The 18,289-nt window shown below is 39.4% G+C and carries 18 protein-coding genes and 1 riboswitch; of the genes, 15 read left to right on the top strand and 3 right to left on the bottom strand.

Features of this window, described 5'->3' with window-relative positions; all coding sequences use genetic code 11:
* Window positions 1-128 precede the first annotated feature (128 nt).
* The 4 genes from POF52_RS11525 (at window position 129) to POF52_RS11510 (ending at window position 4,496) form a co-directional block, all read left to right on the top strand.
* Window positions 129-1,511: an aspartate kinase gene (locus POF52_RS11525; protein ID WP_013082960.1), complete on the top strand. Its 1,383-nt coding sequence runs from the start codon at window positions 129-131 to the stop codon at window positions 1,509-1,511.
* Between the two features lie 116 nt (window positions 1,512-1,627).
* Window positions 1,628-2,113: a YusW family protein gene (locus POF52_RS11520; RefSeq protein WP_016763933.1), complete on the top strand. Its 486-nt coding sequence runs from the start codon at window positions 1,628-1,630 to the stop codon at window positions 2,111-2,113.
* A gap of 188 nt (window positions 2,114-2,301) precedes the next feature.
* Window positions 2,302-2,892 carry a superoxide dismutase family protein gene (locus POF52_RS11515; protein WP_271992741.1) on the top strand — a complete coding sequence of 197 codons (591 nt, stop codon included), beginning with the start codon at window positions 2,302-2,304 and terminating at the stop codon, window positions 2,890-2,892.
* Between the two features lie 116 nt (window positions 2,893-3,008).
* On the top strand, window positions 3,009-4,496 hold the full coding sequence (locus tag POF52_RS11510) for an FAD-dependent oxidoreductase (RefSeq protein WP_271992739.1): 1,488 nt from the start codon (window positions 3,009-3,011) through the stop codon (window positions 4,494-4,496).
* 74 nt (window positions 4,497-4,570) lie between these two features.
* Here the strand turns inward: POF52_RS11510 and POF52_RS11505 are convergent, their stop codons facing one another.
* Window positions 4,571-5,803, bottom strand: coding sequence for a helix-turn-helix domain-containing protein (locus POF52_RS11505; protein WP_271992736.1), 1,233 nt, complete (start codon window positions 5,801-5,803; stop codon window positions 4,571-4,573).
* 308 nt (window positions 5,804-6,111) lie between these two features.
* Here POF52_RS11505 and POF52_RS11500 point away from each other — a divergent pair, with 308 nt between their 5' ends.
* The 3 genes from POF52_RS11500 to POF52_RS11490 are packed head-to-tail and all read left to right on the top strand — an operon-like array spanning window position 6,112 to window position 8,620.
* Window positions 6,112-6,891, top strand: coding sequence for an SDR family NAD(P)-dependent oxidoreductase (locus tag POF52_RS11500; RefSeq protein WP_016763938.1), 780 nt, complete (start codon window positions 6,112-6,114; stop codon window positions 6,889-6,891).
* Between the two features lie 12 nt (window positions 6,892-6,903).
* On the top strand, window positions 6,904-7,206 hold the full coding sequence (locus tag POF52_RS11495; RefSeq protein WP_013082966.1) for an ArsR/SmtB family transcription factor: 303 nt from the start codon (window positions 6,904-6,906) through the stop codon (window positions 7,204-7,206).
* A 13-nt stretch (window positions 7,207-7,219) separates the two neighbouring features.
* Window positions 7,220-8,620 carry an aldehyde dehydrogenase gene (locus tag POF52_RS11490; RefSeq protein WP_271992733.1) on the top strand — a complete coding sequence of 467 codons (1,401 nt, stop codon included), beginning with the start codon at window positions 7,220-7,222 and terminating at the stop codon, window positions 8,618-8,620.
* Window positions 8,621-8,648: 28 nt separating this feature from the next.
* Here POF52_RS11490 and tenA read toward each other — a convergent pair whose 3' ends face one another.
* Window positions 8,649-9,338, bottom strand: coding sequence for a thiaminase II (tenA, locus tag POF52_RS11485; protein ID WP_013056845.1), 690 nt, complete (start codon window positions 9,336-9,338; stop codon window positions 8,649-8,651).
* Window positions 9,339-9,433: 95 nt separating this feature from the next.
* Window positions 9,434-9,531, bottom strand: a riboswitch (TPP riboswitch).
* Between the two features lie 226 nt (window positions 9,532-9,757).
* On the opposite strand from tenA, the gene POF52_RS11480 reads away from it, so the two are divergent.
* From POF52_RS11480 to POF52_RS11470, 3 genes are all read left to right on the top strand, one after another.
* Complete coding sequence (locus POF52_RS11480) at window positions 9,758-10,504, top strand: TspO/MBR family protein (RefSeq protein ID WP_176584758.1); 747 nt, start codon at window positions 9,758-9,760, stop codon at window positions 10,502-10,504.
* A gap of 302 nt (window positions 10,505-10,806) precedes the next feature.
* Entirely contained in the window at window positions 10,807-10,989 is a 183-nt protein-coding gene (locus POF52_RS11475; protein WP_013056847.1) for a hypothetical protein, read from the top strand.
* A gap of 176 nt (window positions 10,990-11,165) precedes the next feature.
* Window positions 11,166-12,500 (top strand): sodium-dependent transporter, encoded by a 1,335-nt coding sequence (locus POF52_RS11470; protein ID WP_271992728.1) that lies wholly within the window; start codon window positions 11,166-11,168, stop codon window positions 12,498-12,500.
* Between the two features lie 31 nt (window positions 12,501-12,531).
* Here POF52_RS11470 and POF52_RS11465 read toward each other — a convergent pair whose 3' ends face one another.
* Window positions 12,532-13,107: a cell wall hydrolase gene (locus tag POF52_RS11465; RefSeq protein ID WP_176584756.1), complete on the bottom strand. Its 576-nt coding sequence runs from the start codon at window positions 13,105-13,107 to the stop codon at window positions 12,532-12,534.
* 250 nt (window positions 13,108-13,357) lie between these two features.
* On the opposite strand from POF52_RS11465, the gene POF52_RS11460 reads away from it, so the two are divergent.
* The 5 genes from POF52_RS11460 to POF52_RS11440 all read left to right on the top strand — a co-directional run bounded on the left by POF52_RS11460 (window position 13,358) and on the right by POF52_RS11440 (window position 18,249).
* Window positions 13,358-14,389: a LacI family DNA-binding transcriptional regulator gene (locus POF52_RS11460; RefSeq protein WP_013082971.1), complete on the top strand. Its 1,032-nt coding sequence runs from the start codon at window positions 13,358-13,360 to the stop codon at window positions 14,387-14,389.
* A gap of 89 nt (window positions 14,390-14,478) precedes the next feature.
* Window positions 14,479-15,204 carry a ThuA domain-containing protein gene (locus tag POF52_RS11455; RefSeq protein ID WP_013056851.1) on the top strand — a complete coding sequence of 242 codons (726 nt, stop codon included), beginning with the start codon at window positions 14,479-14,481 and terminating at the stop codon, window positions 15,202-15,204.
* A gap of 32 nt (window positions 15,205-15,236) precedes the next feature.
* Window positions 15,237-16,262 carry a Gfo/Idh/MocA family protein gene (locus tag POF52_RS11450; RefSeq protein WP_271992722.1) on the top strand — a complete coding sequence of 342 codons (1,026 nt, stop codon included), beginning with the start codon at window positions 15,237-15,239 and terminating at the stop codon, window positions 16,260-16,262.
* 12 nt (window positions 16,263-16,274) lie between these two features.
* The gene (locus POF52_RS11445; protein WP_271992720.1) at window positions 16,275-17,279 is read left to right on the top strand and encodes a Gfo/Idh/MocA family protein; all 1,005 of its coding nucleotides are present in this window, start codon (window positions 16,275-16,277) and stop codon (window positions 17,277-17,279) included.
* A 1-nt stretch (window position 17,280) separates the two neighbouring features.
* Window positions 17,281-18,249 (top strand): sugar phosphate isomerase/epimerase family protein, encoded by a 969-nt coding sequence (locus POF52_RS11440; protein ID WP_013082974.1) that lies wholly within the window; start codon window positions 17,281-17,283, stop codon window positions 18,247-18,249.
* Window positions 18,250-18,289: the final 40 nt, after the last annotated feature.

Raw genomic sequence — 18,289 nt, 5'->3', positions numbered from 1 at the left:
TCTATGAGAGTACAATTACGGTAGTATTCCTTTAATTTTTAGAAAAGTTAGATAGATGAGCTTTTCTACTTGATAAAATATGGTACAATAATCGAATATTAAAAACAAAGTAAGGAAGTGTCTCACACATGAAGGTTGCGAAGTTTGGCGGGAGTTCAGTTGCAAGCGCAGAGAAATTTAAACAGGTTGCGCATATTGTAACGTCTGATAAAGAGAGAAAGCTGGTAGTCGTATCAGCTCCGGGTAAGCGATACGGAGAAGATACAAAAATGACAGATTTGCTAATCGCACTTTCTGCCAAAATACAGCTTGGAGAAGATTACGTAGACGAGTTTGGGCAAGTAATTGATCGCTATCGTGAAATCGTTGTGGACTTGTCTATGCCAGAAACGATTATTACTGACATTATTACGAATTTACAATCACTTATTGATTTACATAAAAACGATCCATTTCGCTTATTAGACTGCCTAAAAGCAAGTGGAGAAGATAATAACGCAAAGGTAATGGCTGCTTATTTAAACCATTTAGGTTTTGAAGCTCATTATGTAAATCCAAAAGAAGCAGGTATTTTTGTTTCTGATGAACCCGGAAGAGCAAGAGTGCTTCCACTGTCTTATGAAAAATTACCGCAGCTAAGAGAGCGTTCGGGCATTTTGGTGATTCCAGGATTCTTTGGCTATTCTGAAGAAGGGAACATGGTTACGTTCTCGCGCGGTGGATCAGATATCACAGGCTCAATTGTAGCAGCGGGAGTAAAAGCTGATTTGTATGAAAACTTTACCGACGTAGATGCTATTTATAGCGTAGATCCAAGACTTGTGGAAAAGCCTCATGAAATGAAAGAAGTAACATACAGAGAAATGCGTGAACTATCCTATGCAGGTTTTTCTGTCTTCCATGATGAAGCGCTGGAGCCGGTTTATAAACTAGGCATTCCTGTATGTGTAAAGAATACAAATAATCCTGAAGCAAAGGGGACATTCATTGTAGCTGAGCGTCCTCACGGAGATACGCCGGTGGTCGGAATCGCTGGGGACAAAGGTTTTTGCAATATCCACGTGAGCAAATACTTATTAAACCGTGAAATTGGTTTTGGCAGAAGATTGCTTGAAATTTTAGAGGATGAAGGTATTTCATACGAACATACCCCTTCAGGAATTGATAATATCTCTGTCATCATGCGCGAGCATCAGCTTACGCCAGATGTTGAAAAGCGCGTATTTGCTCGAATTGAAAAAGAACTTGAGGTAGATGAAATCTTTATTGAACGTGATCTTGCTATGGTTATGGTAGTAGGAGAAGGAATGAATAGCACAGTAGGAATTGCTGCAAAAGCTACAGAAGCTTTTGCTCGTGCTGAAGTGAATCTTGAAATGATCAACCAAGGTTCTTCTGAGGTGAGCATGATGTTTGGTGTGAAAGCAGATGCTTTAGACCGTGCCGTTCAAGCTCTTTACAATACGTATTTTAACAGCATGTACAGTATTTCTTATTCGAATGTAAAATAAACAAGACGAAAAACCCCCCTTTCTTTTTAGAGAGCGGGGTTTTCTAGTGAAGGCGTATAAAAATCAAATTTGTGGACATAAAGGGAAGGAAGAGTGAAGTCAAAGGAGGAAATACAGTGAAGAAACGACCCTTTTTCATATTCTTTTCCCTTATAAGTATTAGCGTACTTTCAGCATGCCACAATGATGATGCAGCACCAGCAAAAGAAGCTCAAAATAAACAAGGCGTGACGAATGGCGGAACGCCGATGAGCTATGATAATCAAAGCGAAAACACATCTTTTAACTTTTCAAAATTTGATTTAGAAGTAGACTATAAGGGGCTCAACAATGATTATGAAGCCGACTACGAAAATGAAAATGATGAGATAGAAGCCAAAGTGGATGATAATATTAACGATGAGCACTTGAACGGAGACAAAGCTTTTAATAAATTATCTTCAAAATTTAAAAAGTTAAATTTTGATCAGCGCACGCCCGATGAAGATGTAAAAAAGGAAGTAATCGATGCGTTTGGTCTAAAAAAAGATTTTCAGTCGTTTGAATTAGAAGTTCGTTTTTCAAACGGAACGGAAAAAGAATACAACTTTAAACAGAAGTAAGACGTTAAAGCAAAGTATTTTAGTTGAAGGAAAATCCGAACGATGAATCGAGGTTCTTCATTAAGAATCCAACTCGTTCGGATTTTTTCATTGGCAAGGTGAACGTATGTCTCAATCTTATTTTTGATGTCTAAAAAAAGGAAAATAGTGAAAGGATGGTGATAAATAAGAAAAAGGAGGAATCACGGATGCAAAAGTTGATAATGAACGGATGCGTAGTCTGTGTGCTGTTATTGTTAGGAGCATGCAGCATGGTAAAAGAGCAAAATACCGCTCATGAAAACCACCTGAAAACAGAGGAAGCGAAAGAAACAAGCGAAGTATCGGTAGAACCTGTTAAAGTGGATTTAACAAATACATCGGGCAAAAAAGTAGGAGAGGCTACCCTGTCAGAAGCAAAGAACGGCGTGCACATTAAATTAACTGCTCAAGGTCTTTCACCGGGGAGACATGGATTTCATATTCATGAAATAGGAAAATGTGAGGTGCCGGATTTTAAAACAGCGGGTGCGCATTTTAATCCTTTTAAACGTGAACACGGCCTTAAAAATACAAAAGGCCCGCATGCAGGTGATTTGCCCAATCTAGAAGTTGCTCCAAATGGCAAAGTAGATACAGAAATTTTTGCTTCTCTTGTCACGCTGCAAGAAGGAAAGCTGAATTCTCTTTTGGATATGGATGGATCGGCATTAGTGATACATGATAAAGTCGACGACTACACAACGGATCCTTCAGGAAACTCAGGAGATCGGATTGTTTGTGGAGTGATTACAAAATAAGCCAAAAAGCTGTGAGATCATTCACGGCTTTTTTATTTCAGTAACGAGCCGCTTCTAAATTGCGGTGAGCTTCTTTTTTTTGCACAATAGAAGAAAGAGCTAAAGAAGGTGAAAACATGCATAAGCAAGTTGTCGTAATAGGCGGAGGAATAGGTGGGTTAACAGCGGGAGCGCTTTTAGCTAAACATGACTATGAAGTGACGGTTTTAGAAGCTTCTCGAGAATGGGGAGGCTGTGCAGGGAAATTTCAGCGTCATTTGTATACGTTTCCTGTTGGGGCGACGCTTGGAATGGGATTTGAGCACGGAGGGATACATGAGCGAATCGGCACGTACCTTGGCCTAGAAATTGAAAAGGTTTCTCTTGAGAAAATCATGAAAGTTCATCTTCCTCATCGTACACTGATTTATTATCAAGACCGGTATCAGCATATTTCCTATCTCCAAAAACAATTTCCTCATAAAGCAAAAAATATTAGGAGTTTTTATGAAAATGTTTTTAGAATTGCAAAAGAAATTCGCAAGCTTATGCAGTCTCTGCCGGTTCTTCCTCCTCTAACAGTCGGTGAGTGGAGCAGGCTGGTAAGTTCGTTGAATTTTGGTTCTGTGAAGCTGTTGCCTTATTTTCATCAATCGTTTAGTTATTTACTAAAAAAACACAGCTTGCTAGACGAAGCGGACTTTCTTCATTTTGCTGATGGTCAATTAATAGACAGCATGCAGACAACGAGTGAGAACTGTTCAATGCTTATTGGATGTTTAGCGTTAGATATTTATCACGAAGGAGCTTTTTATGTAAAAGGTGGCTTATACAAAGTCGCAGAAGCGCTGCAAAAATCGATTAAAGTCAACGGAGGAAAAACGATTCTAGGAAGGAAAGTAGTAAAGATAGAACGTGATAATGACGGGTGGATCGTGCATGATCATAGAGGTAATCGTTACCGTGCATCAGACATTGTATGCAACGCGCCGGTTCAAAGCTTAAAGTCTTTGCTGTATGATGAAGATTACCAACATATTCATAAGCGAGCAAAAGAAAAAAGCGAGCTTCCGCAGTGGGGAACGTTTTCGATGTATTTTGCGATTGATGAAAGAGATCTGCCGCAAAAGGTAGAGTTGTTTCAGCAAGTACTTCAATCCGAACAAGGGGAAATGACGGAAGGAAATCATTTATTTCTCTCAGTCTCTCATCCTGATGATCGTTTTCGAGCGCCTGAAGGCAAGCGTACAATTACAGCGTCTACTCACATTGATCTTAGCAAGTGGAGTAACAAAGAAGCCTATGACCTTCAAAAACAAGTTCTTGAGAAAAAAATGGTAGCAGGCATTAAAACCATTATTCCTAGCATTGAAAAAGCAGAGCATCAAATTTCGGGAGCTCCTAAAGCATGGGAAAGGTTCACCTCTCGCCCAAACGGGGGAGTGGGAGGCTTTCCGCAAACTTTAGATCATGCCTTGTTCAACAGCATTTCGCATCGATCTGGCTTACAAGGACTGTGGTTATGTGGAGATACAGTGTTTCCAGGCGCAGGAACTATAGGTGTATCGGTAAGCGGCTATCATGTGTTTCAAAGTATAACGTCTCATCGCCATACGTTACCTTAACATTTCTTACATACAAGCTACTATTGTTCATACCATTAAAAAACACCGGCCCCATTACCATAGGGCCGGTGTCTTCAGGAGAGGAACAGCTTCCACCACTTCCGTTTTCGCTTCATATCAGCAGCGGCGGTTTGTCTAAAGGTTTGGACAAAATCACTAAACATCTCTTCGCGCTCAGCTACGCTTTGACGATGAAGCTTACGTTCTTTCTCCATTTCTTTTAAATAATAGACTCGTTCCTCATTCATTGAATCAATTAAATCACGAAGCTCTTCTGTTGTATTAGTTGAAGAATTGTTTAATTTTTCAACCATAAATTTTACTTGATTCATCGCAACGGTGGAATTGCTTGAGAATCGGTCTAATAAATACTGCATTTCTTTAGAGGATTCATCCGCATTTTCCATGACATCTTTCATGAACAAGCGCATATCCTCGGTTTTCTCTTCAGCGATTGTTGAATAATCTTCAATCAAAGAAGTGACTTCATCAAACGATTTTTCGTTAGAACGGATAATTTTTTTAGACATATTTTCTACATCTCTTGCGCTCCGTTCTGAAGACTCAGAGATGTATGCCCCGACAGACTCCACCATTTCTACAGTTTGAGTAGCGCTTTTTTCAAGCTCTCTTTTTACTTCTCCGACAATTTCTTCTCGAACTTCATTTCGCATTCCTTCGCGCATTTCTTTTAACAAATCAGCTTTAAACGTATCAAGCACTTCAAACACATCTTCATAGCGGCGAACAGCTTCTACTAATTCCCCTTGAAGCAGTTCTTTTTCATTCACAACAAGGTCGTTTGGTTTTGGCTCTTCAATAGAAGCAGAAATAGCCTGCTTTTCTTCTTCAGTAGCTAATCGTGCTTCAGGTATAGGAGGGGTCTTCTCTTGCTTATTTCCTGAAATGCTTTCCTGCTTTTCAGCAGCTTTTTTCTTTTCTTGCTTCATTTGTTTATTGGAATGTTCTTGAAAATCAATGACGTTTTCTTTTTTAGCAGTTTTCAACTGTGCCGATTCTTCTTCTTTTGAAACCGCTGCCTCTGATTCCATCACTAAATGCTCCTGTTCTTCTTGTTCTTTTATCAGCAGCTGAACGTATTCTTTGACTTCATCTAACGTACATTGTTCATCAAACAGCTGTTTAATATCATTAAATAATTCAATTTGTTCCTCTGTATAGACACGGGCCCCATCTACTCGTTCAATTGTTAAATAGCTGCCCAATAATTTTTCCCATTGTTTTAGCGTTTTCTTTTCTACCTCTAATTGATCACTTACTTTTTTAATTGTATATGTCTCCATCATTTTTCATTTCCTCCCTTATCTATTTTTATCCAACTATGTAATGGATTATTTGTTGTATGTTGTATTCACCATATCTTCACTTGTTTTCCTGCTAGGTGACAAAGGTTGTCAAAACTAGACGACATTAGCCTTCTATGTAAAGAAAACGCATATTTTGTAAAAAAATGTACAGAAATGCGTAAATGGCAAAAATGGAAAATACAAAAGAAAAGAAGAGTATAGAAAACAGTTGACGGGAAAAAATGAATCCTATAAGATATGTTTAAATGTTTAAGTTCTTGAACATTTAAACATAAGGAGTGAACACTATGTCACAGCATTATGCGCTCATCACCGGTGCGTCGGGAGGAATAGGTAAAGAGTTAGCTTATCAATTCGCAAAGGATGGGCATCCTGTAATTTTAGTTGCCAGAAGCGCTGATAAACTAGCGGCTATTGGAGAGAATTTAAAATCTACTTATAATATTGAAGTCATAACGGTTGTTAAGGATTTATCAAGAGAAGAAGAGATACAGTCATTATATGAAGAACTTAAAAATAAAAAAATGCACGTTGATTATTTAGTGAACAATGCTGGTTTTGGACTATACGGCAAATTTATTGAAACAGCTTTAGATGAAGAGTTAAACATGATTGATTTAAATATTCGAGCATTAACTCATTTAACAAAATTATTTTTACCGGATATGGTCAAAAGAAATCGTGGAAAAATTTTAAACATTGCATCTGTTGCTGCATTTATGCCAGGTCCACTTATGACGGTATATTACGCAACGAAAGCGTACGTATTATCTTTCACAGAGGCCCTTGAAAATGAATTAAGAGGTACCAATGTAACGGTAAGTGCTCTATGCCCGGGTCCAACTAAAACGGGTTTTAGCGACCGAGCCCAGCTAAGCAACTCCAAGCTTTTTCAAAGCGGTGCAATGGATGTAGAAACAGTAACGAAAGTTGGCTATAAAAAATTTATGAAAGGGCAGACGGTTATCGTACCAGGAGTACAGTTTCGTCTTGCTACGTTCATCCCGCGCTTCGTGCCAAGAAAGTGGCTTACATCCGTTGTCCGCAGAACACAAGAAATTAAATAAAGGAGAATCTATATGAGTGAAAAAGCAGTCGAGTTATTTCGTGCCAGCATTCCTATTTTTCAGGCTCTAAGTGATTTAGCAAGACAAGATATTATTTTGCTGCTCGCCGAAAAAGAGCCTTTAACCGTTAATGAAATTGCAAACGAGTCTACTCTATCACGACCGGCAATTTCTCATCATTTAAAAATTCTACGCGATCAAAAGCTTGTGCAAATTGAGCAAAAAGGAACGCAGAGATATTATTCATTAGCTTTGAATGAGGCAGTTGAGCTATTAAAAAACTTGCTTGCTACAGTTGAAGCCGAATGTTTATAGGGAGATGAAAGGAATGAACCACGAGCGATTCTATATCACAGATGAAACGGTCATTGAACATATTGTTTCTACACAAAAGCAGTATTTCTATGCGCAAAAGACAAAGAGTATCAGCAGCCGCATTCAAGCACTGAATAAGCTAAGAGACGCAGTCAAACAAAACGAGCAGAGAATTATGGATGCTTTAAAACAAGATTTAAATAAATCTGAAGTAGAGGCTTACACGTCGGAAATTGGGATTTTACTAGAGGAGATTCGGTTTACGCTTAAGCATTTAGCAAAATGGATGAAGCCTAAAAAAGTAAAAACTGCTTTAACACATGTGGGCTCTAAAGGGAAAATTGTTCCTGAACCGTATGGAGTCGCGTTAATTATTGCTCCATGGAACTATCCGTTTCAATTAGCACTGTCTCCTTTAGTAGGAGCGATTGCTGCTGGAAACACGGCGATTATAAAACCTTCTGAATTAACGCCTAGCGTATCTCGCGTTATACAAGAATTACTGGCTGAAGCTTTTGACCCAGCATTTGTGACGGTGATTGAAGGCGCTGTAGACACGACAAGCCTGCTTTTAAAACACCCGCTTGATTATATTTTCTTTACGGGAAGTGTAAATGTAGGGAAAATTATTATGCAAGAAGCAGGGAAGCAGCTTATTCCAGTCACGCTTGAGCTAGGCGGAAAAAGTCCGTGCATTGTACATGAAGACGCAAACCTAGATCTTGCAGCGAAGCGAATTATGTTTGGTAAAGGGATGAATGCAGGCCAAACGTGCGTTGCTCCTGATTATTTGCTCGTGCATAAAAAAGTGAAAGCGCAGCTTGTAGAGAAACTTCGCGAAGCAATTTCTCAATTTTACGGTAGTAATCCACTTGAAAGCGACCGCTACGGCCGTATTGTCAGTGAGCGTCATTTTACTCGGCTAGTTGAGTTTTTAAAAGACGGAAATGCTATAGTTGGAGGCGGGTACAATAAAAACACGCTAACAATAGAACCTACGGTGTTAAGTGAAGTAAGCTGGACATCAGATGTTATGCAAGAAGAAATCTTTGGGCCTATTCTTCCTATGATTGAATATGAAACACTAGACGAAGTCATTCATAAAGTTCAAGAAAAAGCTAAGCCGTTAGCCCTTTACTTATTTACAGAAAGTGAAGATGTGCAAAACGTGATAACGGAGCGCCTTTCATTTGGAGGAGGCTGTATAAACGATACGCTTATGCATATCGCTACGCCATATTTGCCGTTTGGCGGAGTGGGAGAAAGCGGCACGGGTCAATATCATGGAAAAGACAGCTTTCAGACATTCACTCATTTTAAAAGCATGCTGTCTCAAACAACCAAGTTTGATTTGTCATTCCGCTATCCTTCGGAAAAACAAAGCTTGAAAATGATCAAAAAACTATTGAAATAAAAGAGCCTCCTGATAGGAGGCTTTTTCGTTATTTTGAAAGTGAAAGCTGAGAAAGCGGCCATTTTTCTTGGGTATATGCCATTTCCCAAAATAAATACTCCAGTTCACAGCTTTTGATGAAGTGATCTTTCATACGGTTACGTTCTTCTTCAGTCGCTTGTTCGGCGAGTTCATCAAGCTTGTTACAAAACCATTGTGTTGTGCCATTCATTTCTTCATTATTATAAAACTGAATCCATTCATAAAAAGGATGAGAAGGAGATGGATTTACTTGTTCTGTAATGCGCTGGCCAATTTCAACGTACGTCCATGGACATGGAAGAAGCACTGCAATGATTTCTGCTAAGCTGCCTGTATGGGCAACACTTGTCATATGGTTAATGTAGTGGCTGGCCGTCGGTGAAAGCGTCTCAGTGTGAAGGTCTTCATAACGTACGCCTGCTACTTCACAAAAATTATTGTGAGGGTGTACTTCACTATGTAATACCGTAGAAATGCCGGCATTAAAGGCTTCCATTTCGGTACGCGTGCGGCATTTTGTTAAAGCAGCGCCGTAAATGCGAACAAATGCTGTTAAGTATTCGTAATCTTGAGAAACGTAGTGAATAAGCGCTTCTTTTGGCACGTTTCCTTCAGCAATTCCTTTAATAAAAGGATGGTTAAAAATGGCTTCGTAAATATAGTTTGCTTCTTGTCTTAATTGAGATGAAAATGACATCAAAATCCTCCTTTAATATGAGGAAGTCACAAACAAGCACATAAAGGAAATAAAAAACACTCCGTTTATAAACGGAGTGGCAAAGGACAGTAAAAAACTGAACATTGCCACTTTCCTACGCTGGTATGAGCCAGATCAGGTTCAAAGGGATCAAGAAAACTTGTCTCAGCCGGTGGCACCCCTAGTGGACTTCCTATTAATCTACGTTTAACTTACCATATATTCTGAAAAATAGAAAGCGTTATGGGGAATTGTGTGCTAACAACTTTTCTTTCTTAAAGAGGAAATTTATTAAAGCTATTTTTAATCATTTTTGTTTAAAAATGCATATTTTTAGGGAAGAAGAGGTATTAATGAAGGGAAGAGCCGTTTTCGTCTCCGAAACACTCCCATATAAATAGAAGAAAGGAGAAAACAAAATGGCGAAATTTCGTTTGTATGCTGTATTAAATACAGTAGGCTTGGCTATTACACTGCTTGTGAATTATTTAGCAAATGCCATTCCAATAGGAGGCAAAACAACGGGAGAAGCTTCTGCGCAAGTTCCTACGTTGTTTACACCAGCGGGTTATGCCTTTGCTATCTGGGGCGTTATTTATTTATTATTAACCATTTGGGTTATACGCCAATTTTTTGCAAGAGAAGATCAAAAGGAAATATATGCACGTATCGGCATTTGGTTTTTTCTAAACTGTTTGTTAAATAGTGCGTGGATCTTTATTTTCCAAAACGATTACTATAAGTTATCTCTTTTAGTTATGCTCTTTATTCTAGGCACATTAATGATTGTGTATTCCACTATTCAGCATTCTCGAATGACGACATGGTTTATGCGTCTGCCGATTTCGCTTTATCTTGGATGGATTTCTGTTGCGACTATTGTCAATGTGTTTGTCGTATTTCAAGCAAATGGAATACAGCACTTGATTGGCTTAAACGAGTTAGCATGGACGATTATTATGCTGCTGGTAGGAGCTGTGCTGGGCATTATGTTTACATTAAAAAACCGAGACGCTGTTTATCCGCTTGTTTTTATTTGGGCTTATATTGCCATTGCAGTGCAGCAAAGTGGAAATCAGCCAATTGTCATTACTGTCATCATTTCAGTTGTTTTATTGGCAATTGCCATTATTGTGGGATTGATTAAACGCTATAGACGTTTTTAAAAAGAAGCTCTAGCTTTTGTAAGCTAGAGCTTTTTATGATGCTCTTTTGATTGTAAAAAAGCAGCTGTAAAAGCAATTAAGCTAATTAAAATACCAAAAGGAACAACAATTGGTACGAATGATAAAATAAATGTCATAAGTGTAACCTCCATGTTGCATCGGTGCATAATGAAAAATTCAACTTTTTTAAATTGAAGTTCCGCTATTATAGTATGCTAGGCTTTATGTTTGGAGCCTATATGTTTAGAAATAAACGAAAAAGGCAAAATACGTTACATATAGGTTATATAGGAGGAGTTAAAATGGAAACATATTTAGTTGCTTACACAGATAAAGATGATATGGAATATAAACAAGTGACATGCGAGAGCTATGAAGATGCAGAGCGTACGGTTCTTCGTTTAGAGAGAGAAGGGCATATGCATATTGAAGAAATATCAAATCAAGAAGCCTATCGCGGAGACGAATCATCGTACAGAGAATGATTTTTGAATAGAAACATCAAACTTAAAATGAAGAAGCAGCTGCTTCTTCATTTTTTCTATTCTATATAGATATCGTTTTATAGAAAAAAGTAAAACGGGAATGATTTTCTTCTGCATTTATGGTACAGTACTAATCAGGTGAGTTTTGAGTTTAGAAGAGGAGAGAGTAACATTATATGAGTAAAGGAAATCAGTGGTCTTCACGCCTCGGTTTTATTTTAGCATCTGCTGGGGCAGCAATTGGTCTAGGAGCGATATGGAAGTTTCCATACGTAACGGGAACCAGTGGCGGTGGAGCATTTTTTGCGTTGTTTATTTTATTTACGATTTTTATTGGATTGCCGCTTCTGTTGGCAGAATTTATCATTGGAAGACATACGGGAAAAGAAGCGATTAGTGCTTATAAGGCAATTGCTCCAAAATCCGCTTGGGTATGGATTGGCAGGCTTGGAGTACTGAGCTGTGTCGTTTTGCTTTCCTTTTACAGCGTCGTTGGCGGCTGGGTGATTTTATATACGATTATGAGCGTAACCGGTATGCTAAGCGGAAAAGAGTACGGTTCGTTGTTCAATGCCGTCATTAGCCAACCTTATGTAGTATTAGGTGCACAGGCGCTGTTTTTATTAATTACAGTATTTGTTATTTCAAAAGGCGTACAAAAAGGAATAGAGCGTGCTAATAAATACATGATGCCGCTGTTATTTATCTGTTTTATCATTATTGTGGTGCGTTCTTTAACATTAGACGGAGCAATGGACGGAGTAAAGTTCTTTTTGAAACCGGATTTTTCAGCCATTACAGGGTCATCTGTTCTCTATGCGCTCGGTCAGTCGTTTTTCTCGCTTTGCGTGGGATTATCTTGCATGGTGACATATAGCTCTTATTTAGGGAAAAAAGTAAGCTTGACACGTTCAGCTGGGACTATTGCTCTTTTGAACTTGTTTGTTTCGCTGCTGGCGGGCTTGGCTATTTTTCCAGCCGTTTTTTCATTTGGATTAAAGCCAACTGAAGGACCTGGACTTTTGTTTGTGGTCTTGCCAACAGTATTTGAGAAAATGCCGTTTGGTACCGTCTTTTTAGCACTATTTTTAATTTTATTTCTATTTGCTACGCTTACGTCTGCTTTCTCACTGCTGGAAATTATCGTAGCTGCTTTAACCAAAGACGATCAGACAAAACGAACTCGCTACGCTTCTTTATCAGGGATTCTTGTGTTTGTGGTAGGTATCCCATCAGCGCTTTCGTTTGGTGTACTAAAACATGTCTCACTTTTTGGCAGAAGTATATTTGACGTAGCTGACTTTTTTGTGAGCAACTTAATGCTGCCTCTGGGAAGTTTAGCCATTGCGATTTTTGTGACATTTAAAATGAAAAAAGAAGCCGTGTATGAAGAGTTTATTTCAGGAAGTACAAAAGGCCCTAAATTATTCAACGCATGGTTCTTTCTAGTTAAATACGTATTGCCTATTATTATTATAGCTGTTCTATTAAGCTTACTTGTTGCATATTAAAAAAAAGCACTCATCTGAGTGCTTTTTTTGTTTATTTTGCAAAAACGTGATTTCCGATTGTAATCGTAACCTGTTTTTGACGAAGCCATTGGTCGCTTGTTTTATCTGGATTAAAGAAGAATAACGAACCTTTTCCTTGGCCTCTAAAAGCTAGTGCTTCATTTACAGCTTTTTTTGCTTCAGCATCCGCTGCTTTATTAATTTCACCGTTTTGTACAGGTGTAAACTGTGTACCTTGATAAATCACATCATGAATAGAATTTGGGAAAGAATCGCTATCCACGCGGTTTAAGACAACTGTTGCTACAGCCACTTTGCCGGCGTAAGGTTCGCCTTTTGCTTCAGCTTGTACAAGGCGAGCTAACAATTCTTTATCACTTTCGCTAATAGAGTTAGGGATTGTTAGTGTTTCATTTGCATTAATAGAGTCGGTAGATTTGTGATTCGCTTCTTTTAACTGTTCAACCGTAACTCCGTATTCAGCGCCAATCTTGTAAAGAGTCTCTCCGGCTTTTACGCGATGGCTTGTTTCAGCGGCATTTGCCCCGTGACTCATGCCGAACATAGGAACTGCTAGTGCTCCAATAATTGCTAGTTTCTTAAACATAAAGTAAGTACCTCCTGAAATCCTTTTGAACGCCCCTTTTATCACGGATCGGTGCGTGCTGTGCACCGAACTTTATATGTACGTTTCAAAGATTAACAGGTGTCAATACATCTTGTCACTGCTTAAAACATACCAATCTAGGAAGAAATTATAATAGTTAACAGATAATTTGAAAAATACATTGACTGATAATAAAGGAGTGAATTATAATGAACGAGTAAATAGTTAACCGTTTAACTGGAGAGATTTTATGGGAGAAAAGATAACGATTCGTGATGTAGCAAAGCATGCAGGGGTGTCTGCAGCTTCAGTATCTTACGTCTTAAACGGAATTAACAAAGTATCCGATGAAACAAAAGAGCGAATTTTAACAGCGGTAAAAGAATTAAACTACGAACCAAATTTAACCGCCGTTAGTCTTTCGAAACAAAAGTCAAATATGATTGGCGTTATGTTCCCGCTTACAGATGATTCACTTTCTACTATATTTAAAGATAACCATTATTACAGTGAAATGATTAGTGGAATTGAATATGTAATCCGTAAGCATGGTTATGATCTAGTCATATCTGGAGCGAGTAGCCCGGCTGATTGCCTAAAATGGATTCGAACGAGAAATATTGATGGTCTTCTGTTTTTAGGAGCCTTCCCGCATCGATTGTATGAGAAAATGAAAGCGTTATCGAATCCGGTTGTGCTAGTAGATACATATGAAAGGTACGAACGTGATTATCATCATATTTCTGTAGACGATGAGTATGGAGGATATCTAGCTACAACCCATTTAGTGAATTTGGGGCACAAAGAAATTGCCTTTGTTGCTCATCACCTCGTCAATAGTCCAGTGGATAAAAAGAGGTATATAGGCTACGAGAAAGCATTAAAAGAAGCGGGCATTACGCCATCAAAGACGTTTGTTTTTGAAGTGAACGAAAGTTCGTTTGATAACGGTTACAATTTAGGGAACAAGCTGCTGCAAGATCATAAGGACATTCGGGCAGTTTTTGCATCCTCTGATACGCTGGCGCTTGGAATTATGAAAGCACTGCAAGAAAAGGGGAAAAAAATTCCGCAGGACTACTCAATCGTAGGGTTTGATGACATAACGTTTAGTAGCTATGCATCTCCAAGTCTAACAACCATTCGTCAAGATGTATTTAACAAAGGAGTCGTCGCCGCGACGTCGGTTATTCAAGCAATTGAACACCGTTTCAGCACGCTGCAGCATGTGAAATTATCGGTTGAACTTATTATTCGAGATTCGACTGCTAAGCGCGGGTGAATCACAGTAAGTTAACCGGTTAACCGAAGTTTAGCATTTATAAAAAAAGGGGATATAAGTTAGCATTCACAAAAAAGGGGGATATGAAAATGATTAATGTTACAGTATGGAATGAAAATCGTCATGAACAGAAAAATCCGGTTGTAAGAGAAATTTACCCTGAAGGCATTCACGGTGCCATCGCTTCTTTTTTAGAAGAAGGAGGGTTTCGTACACACACCGCAACATTAGACGAAGTAGAACACGGGTTAACTGAAGAAGTATTAAATCAAACGGATGTTTTAGTATGGTGGGGTCATTTAGCACATGACGAAGTGAAAGATGACATCGTTGAGAAAGTAAAGCAGCGCGTGCTAGACGGTATGGGGCTTATTGTCTTACACTCAGGTCACTTTTCTAAAATTTTTAAAACGTTAATGGGCACAAGCTGCGACTTAAAATGGCGTGAAGCAGATGAAAAAGAGCGCTTGTGGGTAGTAGAACCGAGCCATCCGATTGTGGAAGGTATTGGTGAATTTATCGAGCTTGAGCGCGAAGAAATGTATGGAGAGCACTTTGATATTCCAGCACCTGATGAACTGATTTTCACGAGCTGGTTTGAAGGCGGAGAAATTTTCAGAAGCGGCTGCACGTACAAACGCGGAAACGGAAAAGTATTTTATTTTAGACCTGGACATGAAACATATCCAACATACCATAACAAAGACATTCAGCGTGTCATTATGAATGCTATTAAATGGGCGAAGCCAGCAGAGAGAAAACGTCCTGTTTACGGCAATGCGCAACCGCTTGAATCAATCGCTGTTAAAAACTAAGTAATAATGCTTAAGCAAAGGGGATAGGAAAGATGGCAAAAGTAAAAATTGGCGTTATTGGGTGCGGAAGCATTGCGCAACACCGTCACTTACCAGAATATAAGATGAATGAACAAGTAGAATTAGTAGCCGTTTGCGATATAAACACAGAACGTGCAAACAGCGTAGCACAGCAGTACGGTGTAAAAGTTTACACAAACTACGAAGAACTTTTAGCAAGCGGTACAGTGGAAGCAGTGAGCGTATGTACGCCCAATTATCTTCATGCGCCTATTTCGGTTGCAGCGTTAAACAGCGGAGTTCATGTCCTGTGTGAAAAGCCGATGGCAACATCAGAAGAAGAAGCGAAAGCGATGATTGAAGCAGCAAAAACAAACGGTAAAAAACTAATGATCGGACATAATCAGCGCTTTGTAGCTTCTCATCAAAAAGCTCGTGAACTTATTGAAAAAGGGGAAATCGGTAAAATTTACAGTTTCCGTACGGCTTTTGGCCACGGTGGTCCTGAAGGTTGGAGCGTGGATGGAAAAGACAGCTGGTTCTTCAAAAAAGACGAAGCGTTTATTGGGGCTATGGGGGATTTAGGAGTTCACAAAACTGATATGCTCCGCTACATATTGAATGAAGAAATTGTAGAAGTCGGTGCATTTGTAGAAAGCAATGCAAAAGACTTTGCAAATGTAGACGACAATGCTGTATGCGTATTAAAAACGCAAAGCGGGATTATCGGGACGCTTGCGGCAAGCTGGGCTTACAATGGAAAAGAAGATAACTCCACGATTGTTTACGGAGAGAAAGGGATTCTTCGTTTAGAGGACGATCCGACGTATTCATTAGTTGCACAATATGCAACGGGTGAAGTGGTGAACTATGAATTAGGAAAAATCCAGTCGAACGATGAAGGCGGACAAAGTAATTCTCACGTCATTGAACAATTTGTAGAGGCAGTTGCAGAAGATAAAGAATCTCCTGTTCCTGGTGAAGAAGGATTAAAATCACTTGCTGTTATTTTAGCAGCTTTAAAATCAAGTCAAACGAAACAAATTACGCGCGTGTAAGAGGTGAAAAACGTGAGAATTGGCATAATCGGAGCAGGAGGGATTGCTGTAAGCAGGCATATCCCGGCATTCAAACAACTCGGTGATGAATGTGTGATTTGGGGGCTGAGCGATATTAATAGTGAAAGAGCCACAGAGGTAGCCAATGAGCATAATATCCCTCACGTATTTGTTGATTACAAAGATATGTTTAAAGAAGTGGATGCTGTATGTATTTGTACACCGAATAAATTTCACGCCGAGTTTGCAGTAGAAGCGCTAAAAGCAGGCGTTCACGTCCTATGTGAAAAGCCAATGGCAATGTCTAAAGAGCAAGGTGAAGAAATGCTTGCTGCTGCTAGAGAATCGGGTAAGCAGTTAGCGATTGCGTATCATTACCGATTCATGAAAGAAGCGCAGGCTGCGAAAAAAATGATGACAGAGGTAGGGCGCCCATTAGTTGCACGTGTCAGAGCAATGCGTCGCCGAAAGGTTCCCGGTTGGGGAGTATTTACGAACAAAGATCTTCAAGGAGGAGGCAGCTTAATTGATTACGGCTGCCATTTGCTTGATTTAACGCTTTGGCTGATGGGAAACCCAGAGCATACTGAAGTGCTGGGAAGTACATATAATGACCTGAGTAAAACGCCTAACCAATTAAATCAATGGGGAGCATTTGATCATGAAACATTCAGCGTGGATGATCATGTAACGGCCTATATTAAATTTGAAAATGGAGCGTCGCTTCTTTTAGAAACTTCTTGGGCTGCTAATATCCAAGATGATGAAGAGCACGTAAGCATATCAGGGGTAGAGGGCGGTTTAAGCGTGTTTCCATTTGAACTATACACGTCTAAAAACGGTATGCTCATGAACAGTACGTCACCTTGGATAGATGGAGAAGATGATTACAGCCTGAGTCAGGCTGAAAATTTCGTTGAAGCGTGTAAAGGAAATGCTGAATTAGTGGTAAAGCCACAAGAAGCGCTTCAAGTCTCAGCTATTATTGACGAAATATATCGCACAGGGGGAAATTAAAATGAAACTTGGAGTATTCACGGTCTTATTTGCGGATCTTTCTTTTGAAGAGATGTTAGATAAAGTAAAAGCAGCAGGTCTTCATGCTGTTGAAATCGGAACGGGCGGCTATCCGGGAAACAGCCATTGTCCGCTAGATGAGCTGCTTGAAGATGAAGAAAAAAGAGAAGCATATATGAAGCAGATAAAAGACCGCGGACTTACAATCAGCGCATTTAGCTGCCACGGCAATCCTATTTCACCTGAGGCAAGTTTTGCAAAAGAATCTGACGAAACGCTTCGCAAGACCATTCAACTAGCATCATTAGTAGATGTTCCAGTGGTTAACTGCTTCTCTGGAACAGCTGGAGATCACGAAGAGGCGAAGTACCCAAACTGGCCTGTTACTCCCTGGCCTAACGAGTATGGAGACGTATTGAATTGGCAATGGGAAAATAAGCTTGTTCCTTATTGGAAAGAAATTGGAGAACTAGCGGAGGAGCATAATGTAAAAATTGGTTTAGAACTTCACGGCGGATTTTTAGTTCATACTCCGTATACGCTCCTAAAGCTTCGAGAAAAAACAAGTCCAGCGATTGGCGCTAACCTTGATCCAAGTCATTTATGGTGGCAAGGAATTGATCCGGTAGGAGCTATTAAAATTTTAGCAAAAGAAAATGCCATTCATCATTTCCATGCAAAGGATACGTACTTGGATCAGGATAATATTAACATGTACGGCCTGACAGATATGCAGCCATACGGAGAAGTCCAAACGCGTGCATGGACGTTTAGATCCGTAGGATGCGGACATGATGTAAAAGAGTGGTCTGATATGATGAGTGCACTTCGCACATACGGATACGATTATGTAGTCAGCATTGAGCACGAAGATCCAATCATGTCGATTGAGGAAGGATTTAAACGCGCGGTTACAAACTTACAAAGTGTATTAATTGAAGAAACTCCCTCACAAATGTGGTGGGCGTAAGCAAAAAGAAGCATCTCTAAAAAGAGGTGCTTCTTTTATT

The sequence above is a fragment of the Priestia sp. AB genome, assembly GCF_028369225.1.
Lineage (GTDB): Bacteria > Bacillota > Bacilli > Bacillales > Bacillaceae_H > Priestia > Priestia megaterium.
Note: the sequence above shows the minus strand (reverse complement) of the source record. Positions and strands in the feature narration are given on the sequence as shown.

Bases quoted from the DNA above. Each gene is read 5' to 3' on its own strand.
- POF52_RS11525 (WP_013082960.1), top strand. From the start codon at position 129: ATGAAGGTTGCGAAGTTTGGCGGGAGTTCAGTTGCAAGCGCAGAGAAA.
- POF52_RS11515 (WP_271992741.1), top strand. From the start codon at position 2,302: ATGCAAAAGTTGATAATGAACGGATGCGTAGTCTGTGTGCTGTTATTG.
- POF52_RS11510 (WP_271992739.1), top strand. From the start codon at position 3,009: ATGCATAAGCAAGTTGTCGTAATAGGCGGAGGAATAGGTGGGTTAACA.
- POF52_RS11505 (WP_271992736.1), bottom strand. From the start codon at position 5,803: ATGATGGAGACATATACAATTAAAAAAGTAAGTGATCAATTAGAGGTA.
- POF52_RS11500 (WP_016763938.1), top strand. From the start codon at position 6,112: ATGTCACAGCATTATGCGCTCATCACCGGTGCGTCGGGAGGAATAGGT.
- POF52_RS11495 (WP_013082966.1), top strand. From the start codon at position 6,904: ATGAGTGAAAAAGCAGTCGAGTTATTTCGTGCCAGCATTCCTATTTTT.
- POF52_RS11490 (WP_271992733.1), top strand. From the start codon at position 7,220: ATGAACCACGAGCGATTCTATATCACAGATGAAACGGTCATTGAACAT.
- tenA (WP_013056845.1), bottom strand. From the start codon at position 9,338: ATGTCATTTTCATCTCAATTAAGACAAGAAGCAAACTATATTTACGAA.
- POF52_RS11480 (WP_176584758.1), top strand. From the start codon at position 9,758: ATGGCGAAATTTCGTTTGTATGCTGTATTAAATACAGTAGGCTTGGCT.
- POF52_RS11475 (WP_013056847.1), top strand. From the start codon at position 10,807: ATGGAAACATATTTAGTTGCTTACACAGATAAAGATGATATGGAATAT.
- POF52_RS11470 (WP_271992728.1), top strand. From the start codon at position 11,166: ATGAGTAAAGGAAATCAGTGGTCTTCACGCCTCGGTTTTATTTTAGCA.
- POF52_RS11465 (WP_176584756.1), bottom strand. From the start codon at position 13,107: ATGTTTAAGAAACTAGCAATTATTGGAGCACTAGCAGTTCCTATGTTC.
- POF52_RS11460 (WP_013082971.1), top strand. From the start codon at position 13,358: ATGGGAGAAAAGATAACGATTCGTGATGTAGCAAAGCATGCAGGGGTG.
- POF52_RS11455 (WP_013056851.1), top strand. From the start codon at position 14,479: ATGATTAATGTTACAGTATGGAATGAAAATCGTCATGAACAGAAAAAT.
- POF52_RS11450 (WP_271992722.1), top strand. From the start codon at position 15,237: ATGGCAAAAGTAAAAATTGGCGTTATTGGGTGCGGAAGCATTGCGCAA.
- POF52_RS11440 (WP_013082974.1), top strand. From the start codon at position 17,281: ATGAAACTTGGAGTATTCACGGTCTTATTTGCGGATCTTTCTTTTGAA.